General features: G+C 52.5%; 23 protein-coding genes and 1 tRNA gene. 9 read left to right on the top strand and 15 right to left on the bottom strand.

Annotated features, from left to right (window positions below):
* Positions 1-46 precede the first annotated feature (46 nt).
* On the bottom strand, positions 47-1285 hold the full coding sequence (locus tag JI62_RS17555; protein WP_276206578.1) for a BCCT family transporter: 1239 nt from the start codon (positions 1283-1285) through the stop codon (positions 47-49).
* A 19-nt stretch (positions 1286-1304) separates the two neighbouring features.
* Positions 1305-1601 carry a BCCT family transporter gene (locus tag JI62_RS23095; protein ID WP_276206577.1) on the bottom strand — a complete coding sequence of 99 codons (297 nt, stop codon included), beginning with the start codon at positions 1599-1601 and terminating at the stop codon, positions 1305-1307.
* 358 nt (positions 1602-1959) lie between these two features.
* Here JI62_RS23095 and JI62_RS23155 point away from each other — a divergent pair, with 358 nt between their 5' ends.
* The 3 genes from JI62_RS23155 to JI62_RS17540 are packed head-to-tail and all read left to right on the top strand — an operon-like array spanning position 1960 to position 4196.
* The gene (locus JI62_RS23155) at positions 1960-3447 is read left to right on the top strand and encodes a DUF1538 domain-containing protein (protein ID WP_088701418.1); all 1488 of its coding nucleotides are present in this window, start codon (positions 1960-1962) and stop codon (positions 3445-3447) included.
* Positions 3444-3794, top strand: a complete 351-nt coding sequence (locus tag JI62_RS17545) for a transcriptional regulator (RefSeq protein ID WP_088701417.1) — start codon at positions 3444-3446, stop codon at positions 3792-3794. Before JI62_RS23155 ends, JI62_RS17545 begins: the two co-directional genes overlap by 4 nt.
* 12 nt (positions 3795-3806) lie before the next feature.
* Positions 3807-4196 carry a CBS domain-containing protein gene (locus tag JI62_RS17540; protein ID WP_088701416.1) on the top strand — a complete coding sequence of 130 codons (390 nt, stop codon included), beginning with the start codon at positions 3807-3809 and terminating at the stop codon, positions 4194-4196.
* 115 nt (positions 4197-4311) lie between these two features.
* Here JI62_RS17540 and JI62_RS17535 read toward each other — a convergent pair whose 3' ends face one another.
* Entirely contained in the window at positions 4312-5619 is a 1308-nt protein-coding gene (locus JI62_RS17535) for an ATP-grasp domain-containing protein (protein WP_088701415.1), read from the bottom strand.
* A gap of 310 nt (positions 5620-5929) precedes the next feature.
* Positions 5930-7048, bottom strand: a complete 1119-nt coding sequence (locus tag JI62_RS17530) for an endonuclease/exonuclease/phosphatase family protein (protein WP_088701414.1) — start codon at positions 7046-7048, stop codon at positions 5930-5932.
* Positions 7049-7414: 366 nt separating this feature from the next.
* On the opposite strand from JI62_RS17530, the gene JI62_RS17525 reads away from it, so the two are divergent.
* Positions 7415-8356 carry a cobyrinic acid a,c-diamide synthase gene (locus tag JI62_RS17525; RefSeq protein ID WP_088701413.1) on the top strand — a complete coding sequence of 314 codons (942 nt, stop codon included), beginning with the start codon at positions 7415-7417 and terminating at the stop codon, positions 8354-8356.
* A 104-nt stretch (positions 8357-8460) separates the two neighbouring features.
* Positions 8461-9684 (top strand): toxic anion resistance protein, encoded by a 1224-nt coding sequence (locus JI62_RS17520; RefSeq protein ID WP_088701412.1) that lies wholly within the window; start codon positions 8461-8463, stop codon positions 9682-9684.
* A 35-nt stretch (positions 9685-9719) separates the two neighbouring features.
* Here JI62_RS17520 and JI62_RS17515 read toward each other — a convergent pair whose 3' ends face one another.
* Positions 9720-10007 (bottom strand): hypothetical protein, encoded by a 288-nt coding sequence (locus JI62_RS17515; RefSeq protein WP_088701411.1) that lies wholly within the window; start codon positions 10005-10007, stop codon positions 9720-9722.
* Between the two features lie 309 nt (positions 10008-10316).
* Between JI62_RS17515 and JI62_RS17510 the strand changes: the two genes are divergently transcribed.
* Positions 10317-10727, top strand: a complete 411-nt coding sequence (locus tag JI62_RS17510) for a hypothetical protein (RefSeq protein ID WP_088701410.1) — start codon at positions 10317-10319, stop codon at positions 10725-10727.
* Positions 10728-10931: 204 nt separating this feature from the next.
* On the opposite strand, the gene JI62_RS17505 is transcribed toward JI62_RS17510, so the two are convergent.
* Positions 10932-11150 carry a hypothetical protein gene (locus JI62_RS17505; RefSeq protein ID WP_088701409.1) on the bottom strand — a complete coding sequence of 73 codons (219 nt, stop codon included), beginning with the start codon at positions 11148-11150 and terminating at the stop codon, positions 10932-10934.
* A gap of 146 nt (positions 11151-11296) precedes the next feature.
* Positions 11297-11614 carry a hypothetical protein gene (locus JI62_RS17500; protein ID WP_088701408.1) on the bottom strand — a complete coding sequence of 106 codons (318 nt, stop codon included), beginning with the start codon at positions 11612-11614 and terminating at the stop codon, positions 11297-11299.
* An 82-nt stretch (positions 11615-11696) separates the two neighbouring features.
* Between JI62_RS17500 and JI62_RS17495 the strand changes: the two genes are divergently transcribed.
* Positions 11697-12308 carry a hypothetical protein gene (locus tag JI62_RS17495; protein ID WP_088701407.1) on the top strand — a complete coding sequence of 204 codons (612 nt, stop codon included), beginning with the start codon at positions 11697-11699 and terminating at the stop codon, positions 12306-12308.
* Between the two features lie 111 nt (positions 12309-12419).
* On the opposite strand, the gene JI62_RS17490 is transcribed toward JI62_RS17495, so the two are convergent.
* From JI62_RS17490 to JI62_RS17465, 6 genes are all read right to left on the bottom strand, one after another.
* Positions 12420-12884 (bottom strand): 3TM-type holin, encoded by a 465-nt coding sequence (locus JI62_RS17490; RefSeq protein WP_088701406.1) that lies wholly within the window; start codon positions 12882-12884, stop codon positions 12420-12422.
* Positions 12881-13168, bottom strand: coding sequence for a hypothetical protein (locus tag JI62_RS17485; protein WP_141101340.1), 288 nt, complete (start codon positions 13166-13168; stop codon positions 12881-12883). The genes JI62_RS17490 and JI62_RS17485 overlap by 4 nt, the downstream gene beginning before the upstream one ends.
* 17 nt (positions 13169-13185) lie before the next feature.
* Positions 13186-13734, bottom strand: a complete 549-nt coding sequence (locus tag JI62_RS17480; protein ID WP_088701404.1) for a glycoside hydrolase family 24 protein — start codon at positions 13732-13734, stop codon at positions 13186-13188.
* A gap of 90 nt (positions 13735-13824) precedes the next feature.
* Entirely contained in the window at positions 13825-14304 is a 480-nt protein-coding gene (locus JI62_RS17475) for a hypothetical protein (RefSeq protein ID WP_088701403.1), read from the bottom strand.
* Positions 14305-14366: 62 nt separating this feature from the next.
* Positions 14367-14948 (bottom strand): hypothetical protein, encoded by a 582-nt coding sequence (locus JI62_RS17470; RefSeq protein ID WP_088701402.1) that lies wholly within the window; start codon positions 14946-14948, stop codon positions 14367-14369.
* 8 nt (positions 14949-14956) lie between these two features.
* Positions 14957-15580, bottom strand: coding sequence for a hypothetical protein (locus JI62_RS17465; protein ID WP_088701401.1), 624 nt, complete (start codon positions 15578-15580; stop codon positions 14957-14959).
* Between the two features lie 267 nt (positions 15581-15847).
* Between JI62_RS17465 and JI62_RS17460 the strand changes: the two genes are divergently transcribed.
* Positions 15848-16165: a hypothetical protein gene (locus JI62_RS17460; RefSeq protein WP_035579411.1), complete on the top strand. Its 318-nt coding sequence runs from the start codon at positions 15848-15850 to the stop codon at positions 16163-16165.
* Positions 16155-16445, top strand: coding sequence for a helix-turn-helix domain-containing protein (locus JI62_RS17455; protein ID WP_088701400.1), 291 nt, complete (start codon positions 16155-16157; stop codon positions 16443-16445). The genes JI62_RS17460 and JI62_RS17455 overlap by 11 nt, the downstream gene beginning before the upstream one ends.
* A gap of 176 nt (positions 16446-16621) precedes the next feature.
* Here the strand turns inward: JI62_RS17455 and JI62_RS17450 are convergent.
* Both JI62_RS17450 and JI62_RS17445 read right to left on the bottom strand, forming a co-directional pair.
* Positions 16622-16712 (bottom strand) — tRNA-Ser (locus JI62_RS17450).
* Positions 16713-16761: 49 nt separating this feature from the next.
* Entirely contained in the window at positions 16762-18468 is a 1707-nt protein-coding gene (locus JI62_RS17445; protein WP_088701399.1) for a potassium/proton antiporter, read from the bottom strand.
* Positions 18469-18564: the final 96 nt, after the last annotated feature.

Raw genomic sequence — 18564 nt, 5'->3', positions numbered from 1 at the left:
AGCAATGGGAGTTTTCAACAATGCAGGCTAAAAAGCGCTCCCTTACTTACTCATCTGGCGCCAACTCTTTCCGCTTAGGTGGGGCACCCACCCTCACCTCGCTGAGATCCTCATGGGATAGGCCTCGGTACAACGCGAACATCATAGCAAACACTAAAATGAACATCGGCAGGCCAACTACCGTAATCACCTCCTGCAAAGCGGTAAGCCCGGCATCACCTGCAAGCACAATGAGCATCGCGGCCAGCATGCCCTCTGAGACGCCCCAAAACACGCGTTGGTGCCATGGGCCGGGATCCGCGCTGCCGGTGCATAGCATATCGACGACCAGGGATGCAGAGTCGGATGAGGTGGCAAAGAAGATGGCGACGATCACAACGGCCAACCCCTGGATTAAGGTGGCGGCCGGGAAATTCTCAAAGAAAGCGAACATAGCGAGTGGAATGCTTTCATCTACGGCGGCGGATAAAAGGCCAGCCTGCTCACCCAGTGCTTCTCGGGCATCAGCGCCAATCCCATCAATCTCCATTGCCGACCAACCAAAGATCGCGAACCAGACCAGCGTGAAGATGGAGGGGGCGAAAAGCACGCCAAGAACGAATTCGCGAATGGTACGCCCACGTGAAATGCGCGCAACAAAGATACCGATAAATGGCGACCACGTTACCGTCCAGGCCCAATAGAAGACTGTCCAGCTACCCTGCCACCCCCAGGCGCCGCCCTCTCTGGAATAGCTTGCAAGCGTGTCATTCCAGAACGCCATCGGCAGCAGGTTCGTTATGTAGAGGCCGAAGGTTTCGACTACAGCACGCAAAAGGAAAACGGTCGAACCGGTAAAGAGCACAAACAACAAAAGGCCAACGGCCATGGCAATATTGATATTAGAGAGGCGCTTCACGCCTGAATCGAGACCCGCGACAATCGACCCCACGGCGACAGAGGTGAGTATGGCGATGATGATTACTTTGGTGATAACGGCATCTGGAATATCAAACAGTTCCGTTAGCCCCGCGTTGATCTGTTGGGTGCCCAAGCCGATAGAGACAGCTACCCCAAACAGCGTGCCCAGTATCGCGAAGACATCAAGGGATTTGCCAAGAGGCCCGTAAATACGCTCTCCTAGCAGCGGATAAAATACTGAACTAAAGCGCATCGGCAGGTTGTAGCGATAGATGAAGTACGCAAACGCCAACCCTGGCATCGTGAAAATCGCCCAGGTATGCAGTCCCAGGTGATAGATCGAAAAACTCATGGCATCGTCGGCGGCTTCCACAGAGAAAGGCACAACATCCGGCCTGGGTGGGTTAGAAAAGTGGGAAATAGGCTCCGCCACCCCCCCAGAACATCAACACCGTGCCAATCCCCCCCGCAAACAGCATGGTGAACCAGGAAATATTATCGTAGGCTGGCTTTGCATCATTGCCACCCAAACGAATCGCTCCGTAACGGCTAAGCGCCGCCCACAGCAGAAAGGCCACCCAGCTCGTCACCCCTAAGATAAAGAACCAGCCAAGGTTGGTAACGATCCACTCCCGCCCTGCACCAAAGGCCGCCCCTATGCGATCCGGCGCAATCAGTAGCACCACAAGAAAAAGGATCATGATCCCTGCGGACGTGAAAAAAATAGTGGGATCCGTCTTGAGACCCAGTTTCCTCGCTAGTGCATCCATTATTATTCCTCCCCTGTCGTTCCAACAACATAGGAGTCATTAGCCGATAACGCCAAGGCGTCAGCGAACCTTATTTTTCACTACGAAGGCTCCACCGCTTGACGATAGGCACCACGTAGGTGCGAGATTAACGCCCGCAATCTAGGTGGGTGGCTGGTTGCTTAGATTGGGAAGTCTCCGAATCTGATCAACTCTGACTCAAGTCATCTTCAGCGGGCGGTAACATGCTATGGTTTAGCCACCTGGTGGATCACAAGCACACAGCTCACCTTTAACAGAGAGGTACTCAGTGTTCTACGTCCGCGCTTTCGGTCAATCGTTGCTACACGCCTTGAAAAACTTGTTGCCGATTGTGGCGGTCGTGGTGTTTTTTCAATTGGTCGTACTTCAACAAACGCCTGAAAACACGCTGAGCATGGCAGTCGGTTTGTTAATCGTGGCGGTAGGCGTTGCGCTGTTTCTGCAGGGCCTTGAGTTGAGCATTTTCCCGGTCGGCAAAAGCTTGTCCAATCAATTTGCCAAAAGAGGCTCGGTGCCGATCCTGCTGACGTTTGGGTTTGCGATGGGATTTTCTGCAGTGGTCGCCGAACCGGCGCTCATTGCGGTCGCTCAGCAGGCCCAGGATGTTAGCGCGGGCAAAATCGATGCGCTTACTCTCCGCTTGCTGGTCGCCACCTCCGTCGGCATAGTCATTGCGCTGGGGGTTTTCCGTATCATCATCGGCTACCCTCTGCACTGGTTTATGATCATTGGCTATATCACGGTGGTCATTGTCACCTGGTTTGCCCCGGAAGAAATTATCGGCCTGGCCTATGACTCAGGGGGTGTTACCACCAATATTGTCACGGTTCCCCTGATTGCTGCCCTGGGTATTGGCCTGGCCGCGTCCATCCGCGGCCGAAACCCGTTGACCGATGGTTTTGGATTGGTTGCATTGGCCGTCATGGTGCCGATGATCACCGTGCAGCTCTACGGCATTATCGTCTACAGCGGCGAGGGCTCAGACGAGGTGCAGGTACTGACTCAAAAGGATGAAGGTAACGCTATTTCCGGCGCGCTTAAGATGCTATTGGAGCTGGCGGAGATGGTGCGAGACGTGCTGCCCATTATACTGACCATCCTATTTTTCCAATACATTGTGCTGCGGCGCGGACTCTCTAACCCTCGCAAAATAGTGTTTGGCTTTGTGCTGGTCATTTTTGGGCTCTACGCCTTTGTGGTGGGCCTGAAAATGGGGCTTTTCCCGATCGGCACCAGCATGGCCGAACAACTCATTGAGCTGGAACGCTTCGGCTTTATTTATCTATTTGCCTTTATGATTGGGTTTGCCACCACCATGGCCGAACCGGCGTTGCTGGCGGTGGGCAAGCAAGCAGAAGAAGCTGCCGCAGGGCGGATTAATGGTAACGTCATCCGACTACTGGTTGCCCTTGGCGTGGCCATTGGCATCAGCATTGGCGTGCACCGCATCATTGTCGGTGGCTCAATGCACTACTACATCATGGGTGGCTACACGCTAGTGATCATCCTGACCGCGCTAGCGCCTAAATACATCGTTGCCCTGGCTTACGACTTGGGGGGTGTCACTACCTCAGAGGTCACCGTGCCGCTGGTAACCGCGCTGGGCATTGGTTTAGCCGCCAATATTGAGGGCCGCAGCGTCCTGATTGACGGCTTCGGCCTGATTGCTTTCGCGTCTATTTTCCCTATTGTTACCGTTATGACCTATGCCATTGTGATGCATTGGTGGACAAATCGCAGAGAGGTGCGCTCATGAAATTTTCCGTTCTCGTGGCCATTGTTCCGGAAGATCAGGAACAGGAATGCATCGATTCCGCCCGTGATCTTGGCGCCGGAGGCATTACGGTGATGACCGGTCGTGGCATAAGCAATACCGCCAAGAAAACCTTTTTCGGGCTTACCTACGACGGTAGCCAGAGCGTTCTACTGATGGTGCTCGAAAAAAGCCTGTCGCTGCAAATTCTAAAAGCCATCCAACAGCAACTGATGCCCCAGGAAAACGACTCTCAGGGGCTGGTGTTTACCTTTCCGTTAGAGCATCTCGGCGGCATTGATGTATCCCAGTTCCATAAATTTGAACAACACTTGAAAGAGAATATTTGAGGAGCTTCAGTGATGAAACTGGTCAAAGATGTGATGGTTAGCGATGTGGCTTGCGTTTCTCCCTTTGCTAAGCTTCGCGAAGCGCTAAGCTTGATGAAGAAGCACAGCGTAAAATCGTTGGTTGTTGACAAACAGCATCCCAACGATGCCTATGGGCTTATCACCTACACCAATGTTCTGAAAACAGTGGTGGCAGAGGAAGGCGATATCGACCTTCTTAACGTCTATGACGCCTGCGCCAAACCAGCGCTGTCGGTCGGCAAGAGCCTGTCGGTACGGCAGGTAGCAGCGATGATGACCGAACACCGGGTAAAGCGCATTTTGGTACTGGAAGACAACGACCTGCTAGGTTTTGTCACCATGGACGATATCATGGCGGTCTTGCTGGAGCAGGTAGAGTAGTCGCGAAATACTTAAATGAAAAAGCCAAAAAAGGCGCTGCTACCAGCATCAGGGTATTGAGACCGCCTGATACTGATAAAAGCGCCCATGGTTCAGCTTAATGCATTAACCAAGGTTAGACGTAAAAGTCCAGATCCTCTTGGGCTTTCAGCAGATCGCGCATTTTGATGGGGTCGTCACCAAAGAAGAAGATCAGGCCCCAGTGTGTTCCGAAGGCTGACCGGTCAGGCACCGTCTCTTCAGCGGGTGCTACCAGTTCATGTGACTCGAAGTAAGGGTGATTAATCGTTTCTTCGGGCATTTCCAGCTTACTGACCACACGACGGCGTGGATATACGCCAAAGCAGCCTGCATACCCCTTAGCATCGACAACTTCTTTGGGGAAGAAGGCAGCCACCTCCTCTTTGCTGCTTTTCGGATCGAACACCAGCATTGACGCCTGATAGGCGTTAAATCCGTAGGCCTTCTCAATCAACTCAAACGCTTTAAAGCCGGGTGGGCGGTAAGCAACCTCGCCAAAGTACATTTCACCGTCAGCCGTCACGAAGTACTCGGGGTGAATCAAGCCGAACTGGATATCGAAGGTTTTGATCAGTAACTCGATCTGCTTGGTAATCGCATTGCGCCAGCTCTCGAGTTCTGCGGTTGCGGGTACAAATACCGAGTAACCTAACGTCACATATTCCGAAATGTTCAAAAACTGAATTTTCCCGTCGTGTATCCAGGCTTCAACGGCAAACTCCCAGCCGCTCAAGTGGCTTTCCATCAGCAGTGGATACTCTTCATCCGGGATGTTATCGATCTCTTCTATTGTGCGGATCATGCGGTGGCCAAGACAACCGGCCTTGTCGAACGCTTTGACGTGAATCGGGTCATCCGGATCACCATCCAGTTTCAGCAACGTCTGATTGACGCGCTTCATAAAACGGACGATGTCCTCTTTCTCGTGCGCCTCTTCGAATATCCCTACGCGGATACCGCCCAGCTGCGCGCGGCGCTTCATCAACGCCTTATCGCGGAACAGAATGGACTGCCCGAACATGCGCGGGCTGTCGAGGAGAACAGAGTTGATCGCGCCAGACCACTCAACGGTTTCTTCGAACAGCGGGATGGCAACATCGACTCCCTCCTCCTTCAACCGTTCGGCAATTTCCATGGAGCGATCATTCAGACGAATAAAGTCCCACGGAATGAAAGGAATGTTATTGGCGGTGCAGAAATCCGCTGCCCACTCGGGAGCCACAACGATATAACGGCGGTCAAACTTTTGCGCCGCCTTGATCGCGTTGATGCTCCAGCCCAGTAGAGCGATATAACCTTTGTTCGGATCTTTAGGGGTCTCCGTGCCTTTGACCGAGTCCATTTCAGGATCACGCCAAGCCGCTACTGCTTCGGGCATTTGCTTTTCTGATGATATCGACATTCGATGTCCTCCTTGCTGGTTGACCCACATTGGCTGGGCTGAGATTGGAGCGCACCAAGTGAACTGAGCCACAGTCAGTTGTGTTCAGGAGCGATTGAGTAAGCCAGCATTAGGAAAGTTTTAGCGCACCCGTGTAACTAAGTTAGTCGATCCAGTTACATATGGCAATTAATCTGTAGAGTTTCTGTTGAATAACTGTAGAAGTTATCTCACTGATAGATGGGCATAATTTTTAAAGCGTTGTTGACCAACAGAACCACACACATCCAAAAAAATTTAGAATATCGAGCCTTTATTTATGCGTCTTCGCTTAACCATCATCATGCTCAGCGGCGTCTTCAGCTCCCTCCTCGACCATTTCTTCAGCCTCCTGCTCTTCTTCTGCGGAAGCCTCAGGCTTCCCATGATCTTTGCGGCCAACGGTTAGCGTAGTAGAGAGACCGAAGTGGTCAGAGCCTTGCACCTTCACTCTGTCGATATCAATAAGATGGAAACCGTCAGAGACGAACAGGTGGTCAATCGGGTATCGCCACCATGGATATTCGGCATGGTAGGTGCTGAGCAATCGCCGACCACGGCGGGGATCTTTGAGATCACTCAAGTCAGCGAAAAGCTTGGTGGTGTCAGACCACGCAACGTCATTAAAGTCACCGGTGACGATCCAACGGTTGTCTGGGTCTTTTTCCACATGGCGAGCAATAAGCATGAGCTCTGCATCGCGTTCTCGGCTGTCCCGTCGTTCGTCCTCGTTGCTGACAGTTCGTTCCTGCAGCCCTGGCGGAACCGGATGGGCGCCAACGAAGCGCACTGGCCCGATGTCTGGTACGTCAATCGTTGCAAAAATGGAGGGTCTACGGTCTGAGACTAAATATTCTACTCCCTGCTCCAGCAGCGGAATCCGCGACCAAAGCATTATCCCAAGACCCTCATCGCGAACCTCCCCTATTCGGTGGGCGTACTCTTCGTCTAGCGGCGCCAAGCCTTCGGCCCAGGCGTTATTGACTTCGATTAGCAACAGTAAATCGGGATCCTCCCGCTGAACCATTGCCACTACCTCAGCATACTGATCATTTTTGTAATCAACATTTGCCGTCAGCACTTTTAACGTTATCTGGCCTTCGTCGGGCTCTACCTCAGCGGTGGGCACCTCAGTCGACCAAACGGATGTGAACGGCAGGATGTGCGTTAAGTGCCATCCGGCTATCAGAAGAATGACCACTCCCCACACGGCGTGCTCTTTTCGTGGGCGTTTAAGCCAAGCGTGAACGCCCAGAAGGAGCGCTGGCAAAACCAGCGCGCTCGTTAGCTGCAGGCGTGGGAAATCCCACAGCCTGATCCACCACTGACCACTGGGTATTAATGGCAGCAAGGCCACCACTACCATCAAGAGCAACAACAAACGGATGATCCAGAGAAGAAGTGTTAACAATATGAAACCCCTAAAGCGCGGCAACGGTAACGTGGAAAATCCCAGTTATACCGGCCTAGATTGCCGCAGATAATGTCACGGTTTAAGCACGCCCCGCTATGGGTACTTGAAGCCGCAACATCATTGTACTGATCGTACTGGCTCTAACAGGCACCATTGGCGTCTGGGGCTGGATCGGTTGTGCTGCTCCTAGCCACCGGGTTATTTAACTACTGCCCCGCTACAAGCTCTTCGGTCTCAATACCTGCAAGATGAAATAGCGGCTCACAGTCAGCGGCCTGCCGTTGCACAACGGGTGCTTAGCGTCCCAACCTCGGTTACTCTACACTTCTGTTTGCGCTCCATGACTGAAGGATAGCCGTATCTATGTTGGGATTCCTGCAGGGATTTTCCTATGGCCTGTTTATGACCTGTCTGCCCTGGCTACTGGTCGGCCTGTTCAATCCTGGCTTGGCGGTTCCAGTGATGGCGCCCAGTCGCCTCCAGGTGATCGCCCGCTATTGCCTGGTAGTCCCCTCCATCAGCATGCTGCTGTGGCTGACATCCCTGTGGGGTGGGTTCAGCCCTAGCCTGTTTGGTTGGCTTACAGGCCTTGTCGCCATTCCTATGGCACTCCCCGCCGAGCGAACGCTACGCGGCTGGCTGGCCCGCCGTCGCCAGCGTCGCCATGAGGCCCAAAGAGAGGCTGAAGCACAGCGTCGCCGTGCTCAAGAGGAACGCAATGCCTTTGAAGCGGGCGTCCTGGTGCTCGATCCCGCAAGACCACCCGAGGGAGCCAACGATTTGGTATTGGCCATGTGCCGGGCCAAGCAGCGCCTACTCGACGTCCAGCGCCCTGATCTAGCGATCCTCTCCGACCGGCTCTACAGCCGCTACCGTCACGTGATGGACGTGCTGGGTGAGCGGTTCCACACTGGCGAGCTGGCCTTCGAACGTTCGCAAGGGCTGGTCACTCAAGTGTGCTTTGGCGCGGTTGATACATTGACAACCATGGCGTCACAAGCACGTGGCGTGGTGAGTGTGGATGGCAACTACGTGAGAAGTCGGCTGGAGCGGGAGGGCAAACGGTTAAGCGATGAGGAGCGGGCCGCCCTGGTACGACGCCTTGATCTGCTCGTGGAGACCGAACATAGCCTGAATAAGCTCTCAGCGCGCATCGAGTCCGCCCTGACCGTCCTCGACGATACCGCTGTTTCCATGGCGCGTATTGAGACGGCGCGCCCCCAGGCGTCGGTCACCACTGAGAAAGCGCTGGAGGATCTGCGCCTCTTTGTAGAAGGCGCCGATCGTTATGCCCGCAAGGAGTAATCCAACCTTCATTGCCACCGCGTAGCTTTCTTTATATTTTTCGTTAATCGTTTACTTTGATAGCGCTTTTTAAACCGCTCATTTTAATAGCTTGGGAGAACTCTATGGCTCAGCAACCTGATGACGGACGTCGCCTCTCCCTGCCGCCGGTGGACGAGATCGCTGACCAGTTGAAAGCCAGTCACTTCGCAGCAAGCCAGGCCGATACGACCGCCCCTGACGCGCATGACATAGACCTTGAGATAGACCCTGAACTTGAAGCCATGGCCGACCGCTTTGTCGAGGATATCCTTGCCGAAGGAGATGAGGAGTCTACGGTTCGCCAGCGCCGTGCCGTAGACGAGATGGGGCTTGAGCTGCAACAGCAGGCAGCCCATCGCAGTGCCATGCTACAGACGCCGCTGCGCAAGCTGGCCCACCAGGGTGACGAAGGCGGGCCAGTTGCCAAGGCACTGACCGATTTGCGTGGGCGCATGGAAGGGCTCGATCCCGCGCGCCACCGCTTGTCTCCGACCACGCTGGATCGCGTTCTGGCGGTCATTCCCGGCCTCGACAGTCGTCTCCAGCGCTACTTTCGCAAGTTCGAGAATACCCAACAAGCGCTGGACGCGATCATCGAAGATCTGGAAAGCGGCCGCGACATGCTACACCGTGACAACCTCACCTTGAACGATGACCAGCAGGCGTTAACTAAAATTCTAGGCGAGCTGAACCGCCAGATTACCCTGGGCCGCATAATCGATCGCCGTCTGCAAGATGAAATCGCCGCTCGCGATAGTGATGATCCGCGGCGTCACTTCCTAGAGGAGGAGTTGCTCTTTCCCCTTCGTCAGCGCATTGTCGACCTACAGCAGCAACTGGCTATAAGTCAGCAAGGCGTACTGGCGCTGGAGGTCATCATCCGCAACAACCGAGAGTTGATGCGCGGTGTGGACAGGGCGATTAACGTCACCGTCTCGGCGCTCACCGTCGCGGTCACTGTGGCGATGGCGATGGCGAATCAGCGCTTAGTGCTGGATCGCATCGAAGCCCTTAACACCACCACAGCACAGATGATTGGCGGCACCGCCAAAGCGCTACGTCAACAAGGCGTGGATATCCAGAAACGGGCCTCCTCCGCAATGCTCGACATGCAAGTACTCGAGGAGGCTTTCAGCGAGGTGATGAGTGCCATTGACGATCTATCCAGCTACCGGCAAGACGCCCTGCCCCGCCTGGACGAGCAAATCAACCGCATGGCGGCCCTGGCGAAGCAGGGCAATGCCTCCATTGAGCGTCTTCAAGAAGGTAACAAGTCGCAACCTCAGGAGGGTCGCGACCCCAGCTGACTGTGGCAGTTGATAGCTATTTGAAACGATAATAGCTATTTGAAACGATCAGAGGCGTCCCGGAAGGCTTTGCGCATTAGCTCCCAAGAGTCTTCCATCCCTTGACGGACACTCTCCCAGGCCGCTCCACTGGCATGCTGGAGCTCTTCGAGCCGTTGCTGGGTTTCCGCCTGTCGCTTCTTGAGCCGCTCGATGTCCTCTTGGTACTTCACCCTCGCCTCGTCGCTCGCCTGACGCGCCTTGGCAGTCAGCTTATCGATATCAGCATTCCACTCGTCGAGCCTGGCTTTCATTTCTTCAACGAATTCGTCACGTTGCCGCATAGCGTTCTCCCCTCGTGGTAACGGATTGGGCATCAATCTCTGTCTAGACTAGCTGGAAACCTAGCCGAATTCATGGTGTTAGTTTTAGGAGTTAGGTCAGGCGCATGGAGCAAACGGTCTGCTATCAATACTAATGCTTAAATATAGACTGCTTGCGCGTCGCTAGCTGTTCAACGCCCCCCAGGCTGCGGAAGTCGGCAGTGGTTTTACGGTATTGGCACACCGAGCACTCAGGCCAAAGAGGAATTGAACGAAGCCATCTAACACCGCTATATTGCTGGTTTCTAAACTAAGTATAAGGGGACAGCGTTGGATAAGGCCGCCTACCACAAGCGTTGGGATCAGCTAGAGCAGATGCAGCGGGAATATAGCAATCTGCCGGAGTCTGGCGTCGAAAATATCGTAGCACTGCACAAAATGCTGATTAACACCTTTCGGGAGTTTGTCATTGCTTGTTATTGCGACCACTGGCGTGATGCCTACCGAGGTGCTGCACTCCCCCTCGACTCTGATCGGGACGTGCTAATAGTCCGCGCCATCAAAGCTCACCACTGGACACCTGGCATTGCCTCTAGCCTCTCCAACTACGACCTTTCCCTTTCTCTGATTGATGAGCTGGCAACGTTCAAAATGACGGAAATGGCCGTTCACGTTTCGTATATGAACCTGCAGGCACTTCCCAAGGGGGAGTATCAATCACTTATTCAACCACATGAATAATGGGAGATAGGCGGACAGCCACCGGCCATTTTGGCATCGAAAACGTTCATTCATAAATATAATCATCTATGACGATCTATTCGTTGAGCATTTCCAGTGAGCGAGCCAGCCAGAATGCCCCCTATTGCTATCAGATCAAGGGGGCATCATGAAAGAAGCACAATTAAGAGTTTGTTTACTAGACGTTGATCATTGGACTACTAACTACGTCTTTTTACCGGTAATTCCATCAGTCACCTTTCGCAGGCCCTTTTCAACGAGATGCTCATCATCTTTCTCTACGTCTACATCAAACGTAGAGCGAGAGTCACGCACGTTTAACTCAGCACCACAAGCATCGCATTTGGGGATTTCCTCTAGGTCTTTATTAACGACGGGGTTGTATTCCTTACCGCACTGTTCGCACTTATCGAAATGCTGCATGGCAGATCTCCTTTTGCCGTACCCAACCCTGTTTAACTGCGAACAGAGGAATAGGTTCCATAAGCACACGGTGAAATGATGGCGAGGATAGCTCAACCTTGATCTTGCCTTCTGCCAACTGACTCTCCAGCCGCTCGACATAACGCTCAGCAATACCCCGCCATCGATCCAAGGTTTCGGTGCCCCTTAACCACTGCAGCATCCTCACTGGCCGCTTGCTCAACTACCTGCTCATCGTCCTGGTTGTAAGCGGCTTGCGCTTCAGGCGACAACGTGGCGCGGGTAATCTTCTCCTGGGTGCGTTCACGTACACGCTCGGTAAGATCCTTCTGCCAACCATACTCCTTGGCACGGCGAGAAATATTCGAGCGGTTCACGCCGTGGCGCGCTTCTAGCTGAGCGAGAGAGAAACGACCGGTGTGATATTCCCGCTCGATCAGCTCCCAGTCGTGTCGTTTGGCCATAAAAAAACACCACCATTGCTGGCAGCGCCCTTTTCATTTTTAATTAACGATCTATCAAATTTTACTGAGGGAAAAATTGGATATGGAATCAATTCCTATTAATGACGTATTCGCAATGGCAATCGCTGCCTTAGCTGTAATTATCACTTTGATAAAGCTTTTTCACAGTCACTTTACCTTTGAAAAACAGCACCACTGTGAAAAAAAGAACAGACTTCTTGACCTGGCTAGCCAATGGGATAATCAATACCCCAGCAATCATGTTGATGTCGGTTTAATGCGGAATGCCCTTTACGATTTTTGCAACCACAGAAAAGTCTGTTTCATGATGACTATTGTGTGTCTAAATCGACCAGATTCAGAACAAGCAATAGAAAGCTTGAAACACGCTGGCCATTTGTTTATTTATCACCCAAAATCTAAAAGCATTATCAGAATATCAAGCAACAAAACACTTGATATCATTAAATCCACCTTGATCTTTACTTACTACCTTGTCTCAATTGTATCTCTCTGGTTTCTGATGTTTTTTAAGCCAGAATCGATAACTCTTAATACCAGCAATGAAATTTATGCTTATACAGCTCTTCTAATGATTCTCCTTATCATGACAGTTCATTCCTTCTTTGAGCTAGGAAGAGCCGGAAAAAAGAATAGGTCAATTAGATATTTACGGAAAATGTTAGATAAATAGTAGATGCCCGGGACGTCTCACGACGTGCCGGGCGCTTGATGGCAATGCCTCACGACATGGCCTTAGGCGGCGCTTCACAGCGTTGCCTTGTCGCCTCTCGGCGAGAATCGGTTATTGCTTTGGAATCTGTTGGTAAATGCCCTGCTGCGCTTTAGCCTGTTCACGGGCCACCTGCCCACTTTGCCAGGTTGAAATACCACGCTCAGCGGTTTGGCCAGCGATATAGCCACCAACACCTAGCGTCATGAGATTCCACAGCGCTTCGGGCAATGGCAGCGTTAGCCCCACGCCAAACATCGCAGACAGATATGGCGCGATCAGGTAGTTATTCGCGACGATAGCCACAATCGTGAGCATGAGAATCGGGCGCCAGTTGCGTTGCAGCCAACTCTCTCCAGCCGCTTCTGCCAATATCACCTGCATTTGGCTTTTGAGTGCGCTGTTCTCGGCATCGATCAACTGAGTTTGGATCTCGTGCTTCAGTCGGGCGGCTTCGTCTTTGTCAGTAACGGCCTTGTCGATCACGCTGAACAGCGGGCCGGTAATCACCGATAACGCTTTAGCTGCGATGCTCATTGCCTAGTCTCCAGCGCCGATACACGGCTGTTCAAGTTATCGATACGCCCTTCTCTCTCATCCAGCTCACGCCTGGCATCCGTGGTTCGGTAGTAGGTATCACCCCATTCCCTTAGCTCTTGGCGTAGCTCATTGAGCATCAAGCCTTGGGTTGTCAGTCGCTCCTCAAGAACGACCGACTGCTGCCCAAGCTTCACAAGCTCGGTACCCGCCCAAATGATCAGTGCCACCAGCAGCACTTGGATTCCTGCCTGCATATGCCGCTCGAAAACTGAGGGTTTCACGTCGCGCTCCTGGGGCATTACGCCGCCCTCCGTAACTTGGCTCGCTCGTACCAGGTCTGGTCGTTAGCACACAGCTCACCTTGGGCGCGCTTAAACTCCAGCAGCAGGCGCTCTAATGAATGCTCATGTTGGCCGTAGCCTGCACCTGGCAGCGATGCCCAGATATTCCGGCACCGATGAATAGCCTCTGCAATCTCGCCTACTTGAATGAGTGGCAAGGCACGCTGCTCTCGAATTTGCTGAATAGCACAACGGTCTTGGCTGATTGGCCCGAAATCGGGCAAGCCAAGCTGGTCGCGGTAGTGGGGCCAAAAGCGGCTTACCTGCTGGTACCGGCCTGCTGCTGTTGAGTGCAGGCCTTTACGCACCTTCACGCTTTGGCGCGGGTGGTCGGCGTAATCATCCAGCAGAATAAGCTTGCTAGGGATAGAGCCCACAATGACGCGGTAACCGTCATCGGTGCGTGGGTCTAGTAGCATCGGCTTGCCGATCTCAGCGAACGTCAACACATCTAGAAACGCGCAGACGTTCTCGCCGCCAGCGGCTTGGGGAGTAATACGGGGCATAGGGACACCTGCTGTCTCACGACAGTAGAAAGTGAAAAGCCCCGCCGGTTGGCAGGGCTTTAGGTATGTTTTAGCAAAATAGTCCTGCTATTAGCTTGTTGATCCTGGCGCTTTAATAAGCTCTTGCCAGCCTAGCTTAATACCAGCAAGGAGAACATCAGAGGTTACTTCACGTACAGCATCCCACATTCCTGCCTCCACGTTTTCTGAAAGCTTGCGGCCTAAGCGCTCACCTCGACTAGTTAGCGCCTCAGTGCCCAGAATGTAAAAACCATTTTGAGTAAGAGTCACTGCGCCGGGCTCGTGGAATTGAGAGCGCGAACGCAAGTAGCCTTCATCAACAAGCCAGCGCCCCGTTCCATTTACAAATTTTAAAGCTTCTTCATGCTCAGAATCGTCAAGATATAACTGTCCATAAGCGTCCTGCTTATGCTCTTGCAGCTCTTTATTTAGCAAAACCTCGCAGATAGCTTTCTTATCTAAAAAAATCTCATTAGGGAAAGCTGCGAGTGTTTGAGAAAAAATTAAGCCCGCACATAGGTTAAAGTCAGCAATATTGTCACGTGGCACTCGCAGGGCCTCATAGCAAAACGCCCCAGCTCAAAGCCAGGGCGTAGAATTAGATAGTGATATTATCTTAACCTCTCAGGCAGATTTGTCAACCACATCCATATGGCTAACGCCATTTCCTTAGCTTTGACGAACCAGCTTGAAACCATTCGAATGCAGTACCCTAAAAATGTAACCTTTGCTTCTTTTATGGCCCTGTTACGCACCTCATCTATGAGGTTAGTTAATTCACCCTTTAAAACTAACAATTCGTCCTTGGCATTTTGATCCAAATAAAGCGGATGGTTTAAAGCAACCCCTGTCCCAAACTTAGTAAGCTCTTGAATTTTAACAATCAACTCCTCATGGGTGTTTTTTTGGTCAGAAAATAAGGGCTCGACCTCCAAGATGGCTCGAAGGTCATGCTGTGCATCGCTCTGCAAGACATTATTTTTTATTAAAAAATCTAGAGATTGCTGATAGCTATTGCGCTGCTCAATGACGTCTAAATAACCATTAGCAATAAGTGCGAAATCTTTTTTTGTTTTCTGGCAATTCTTGAATAGTTCTCTAGACACCTCAACATTATGGCGCCACTGGTGATACATAGTGGTTACAACAACTGCACATATAGCCCCTACTACAGCCCCCCAAAAACTTCCCATACTACCCCCTACGCTGCTTTAGATTTTATCAGGCTCGCGACCGGAATTAAGCCCTCAGCTTCCCACGAATCCAAGCAGTCTAGAGCCTGTTTCCATGATTTAGACCACTGAGCTCCATGGGAGATTGAGCTCCAACGCCTTATATCAAGCTCGATCCCAAAACTATCATACATCCACTCTTTCAAGTCTCTTGGATTTTTAAGCCCTTTTCTTAAGTAAGGCCATGTCGTCTCGCTATGGTGATAAAGCGCAGCCATGCAGAGGTATCGCAGGGTCTCAAGCTGCTGGGCAGTTGGCTTGCCCTTGCCCTGCCCTGGTAGTTTCACACCGTCATGAATCATTTGCTGGTACAGCGCAATCTCGACAATTTCTCTATCCCCTGCCAGCTCATTCTTGGTAAACGGCCCAAAGCAGTACCGAGCCAACGCCTGAAGGTGCTGAGGTTGGCGCTCAACAGCGCTGATCACTGCGCCCGCTTCCAGCCCATTAACAATGCGCCAATCATTGTTATTGCGCTGAGTAGTCTGCACCTGCGCACCCATTCGAGCAATCTCCTGCGCATAAGCCATCACACTGCCACGCTGCTCGTGATACGCGTCAAAGATCATCTGTCGAGCTGAGATATATCGCATCACTTCCCCCTACCGTTGCGTTGTTGCGCAACTGTTGCGTTTTGTTGCCTTTGGCGTTTCGTTTTCTTTCGTCAACGACTTGATCCCAAACGCTTTTCACCTTTTTCTGCATGATTTTCGTAAACACTTTTGCCCACTGGTTGAATCCCGCTTTTACGTTGCTCTTGAGGCACAGCCAGCATTTGCCGAGCGACGAGCTTCACCTCGCTAGTACCCATCTGAAAACTTACATTTGCCATTTATACGTCAGTGACGCACAATAAGTTCATGTACACGATCGCCGAAACAGATATCTTTAAAGCCAGCGCTGACTCACTTTGGAGTGAAGCTGAAAGAACAGCCTTCTTCGAGTGGCTAGCCAAAAACCCTGAAGCTGGTGATGTTATTCCAGGATCGGGTGGGTGCCGAAAGGTGCGTTGGAAGCTACAGGGTAAAGGGAAAAGTGGCGGTGTACGTGTCATTCATTACAACTGCTTACCGGATGGGAAGATTTGGCTATTGGTGATATACGCTAAATCAGTACGTGGGAATATCCCCTCTCACATTCTCAAGCAGATTAAAGAGGAGATTGAAGATGCAGAGTGATGACTTTATGACCGGTGAAGAGCTTGGCAATACGCTGCTGGCTTCCATACGCCAAATGAAGCAAGGCAAAGCTGCTCGTGAGACGCAGGTAGAAGTACCCAAGGCCGCAGAAATTCGCCATCGCATGGGGCTCTCTCAAGGTGAGTTTGCCAAGCTACTGGACGTAAGCCCTGGCACCCTTCGCGGCTGGGAGCAAGGCCGTCGCGTGCCCACCGGCACTGCACGGACACTGCTGCGAGTCGCTGAAAAACACCCTGAAGCACTGACTGATCTCTCTTAATGAGATTAGGAAATCGAGGTATGTACCACGCCCAGGCAGAGGTAATTCAGAATTCCCAGACACATTCTGAACACAGTGAAAGACCGGTGCATTCTATGGAAGGGCTATTAGGCAGCAATCGCAAGGCCTAAAAACTAAAAAAGCCCCTGAAGAATCAGGGGCTTTTCGAGATAAGGTGGCGGAGGGACAGGGATTCGAACCCTGGATAGGCTATTAACCTATGCCGGTTTTCAAGACCGGTGCATTCAACCGCTCTGCCATCCCTCCGGCTTATGGGTGCGTATACTAACAGCTTTTCCTTGGAAGTCAACGCCTTTTAGTACAAACGTAACCCGACGCGGGTAATCTTTCCGCCTTCCATATCGCTGACTACCCAATGGATGCCGTGCCAGTCTACGTCGTCCCCGACCACCGGGTGTCCACCCACGCGCAGGGCGATAAACTCCGCCAGCGTCATGTTCTGCTCGCCGGGGCTGAGCGTTAGACCATAGGCTTGGGCGATGTCCTGCATTTGCGCGCTGCCATCCAGGGTAAAGGTACCGAAGAAGGCGCGTTCCTGTTTGAGCTTGGCATCGCCATTGAAGAGTCTGTTAAGGGCGTACAAGTCTTCTGAGCGGCCGATTACACAAATCACATCGCCCAGCTTTAAGCGTGTGCTGCCCTTGGGGTGCAGCATGGTATGGTCGCGGAATAGCGCCGAGATCAGCGCCCCTGACGGAAAACGCAGCAGCCGGATGGGCACGTCCTCTAAATCCTGGTTCTCGACCCCGTACACAAATAGCTCAAAGTCATTTTCCGGCAATATGCCCAGCGGGCCGCGTCGATTAGGTACGGTACCCACCGGCACCTCCACCTTCAGCCACTTGGCCATCAGTGTCAGCGAGCCGCCCTGGATCAGCAGCGACATCAAGACCACAGCGAAGGCAACGTTAAAGTAGAGCGAGGCGTTTTCGACCCCGCCAATAACCGGGAAAATAGCCAGTACGATAGGCACCGCCCCTCTCAAGCCTACCCAGGCGATAAAGAAGGTTTCCCGCCAGCGGAACTTGAAGAACGGCTTGATAGTGATCAGCACGGCCAGCGGGCGGGCAATAAAAATAAGCGCCAGTGCCACTAAACCCGCGGGCAGTGCCACGTCCCACAGCTCACTAGGCGTAACCAGCAGGCCAAGCACCAGGAACAGGCCGATTTGGCTTAACCACGCCAAGCCATCGTGGACGGGCAAAATAAAATTAAGGTGACGTCCTGGCTGATTACCAATCATCAGCCCGGCCAGGTAAATCGCTAAGAAGCCGCTACCGCCCAGCACGCTGGTTAAGCCGAACACGCTGAACCCTAGCGCCAGCGCTAACATGGCGTAAAGGCCCGGGGCTAAATCGAGCCAGCGCAGGAGCTTGGCACTCAACCAGCCCCCGCCAAGGCCAATAATCAAACCAATACCAAACTGAGAAAGGAAAAACAGTAGAGTTTCAACAGGGCCGCCAATATCACCGACAAGCAGCTCAACCAGCATCAAGGTCAGGAAAATCGCCATCGGGTCGTTGGTACCCGACTCGATTTCCAGCGTTGCACCTACCCGCTCATTGAGATTAACCCCGCGGCCGCTGAGCATGGAGAAAACCGCAGCGGCATCGGTAGAACCTACGATGGCGCCGACCAGCAGGCCTTGCACTATCGTTAGGTCAAAAATCCACATGGCGATAATGCCAACAATGGCACTGGTGATAAAAACACCAAAGGTCGCTAGGGAGAGCGCGGGCTTAAACCCTACCCGGAAGGTCTTGAGGCGGGTACGTAAACCACCATCCAACAAAATCATGGCCAGCGCGAGGTGGCCAATGGCAAAGGCCATGGAGTAGTCGTCAAACACGACGCCCAGCACGCCCTCCTCGCCTGCCAGCATGCCTAACCCAAGGAAGATCAGCAGCAGCGGAACACCCATCATCGACGATAAGCGGCTGGCCAGAATACTGAGGGCCATAAGGGAACCGCCTACCAAAAAGAACATATAAATTGCGTCCATGACTCTCCGTCTCTACATCAATACAGCGCTATTATTGCATGTAACCGTTGAATTTACTGTCTCTTCTCAGTGCCCTCTTGTGCTCAAGGGGCTGGT

The sequence above is a fragment of the Halomonas campaniensis genome (assembly GCF_002211105.1).
Classification (GTDB): domain Bacteria; phylum Pseudomonadota; class Gammaproteobacteria; order Pseudomonadales; family Halomonadaceae; genus Vreelandella; species Vreelandella campaniensis_A.
Note: the sequence above shows the minus strand (reverse complement) of the source record. Positions and strands in the feature narration are given on the sequence as shown.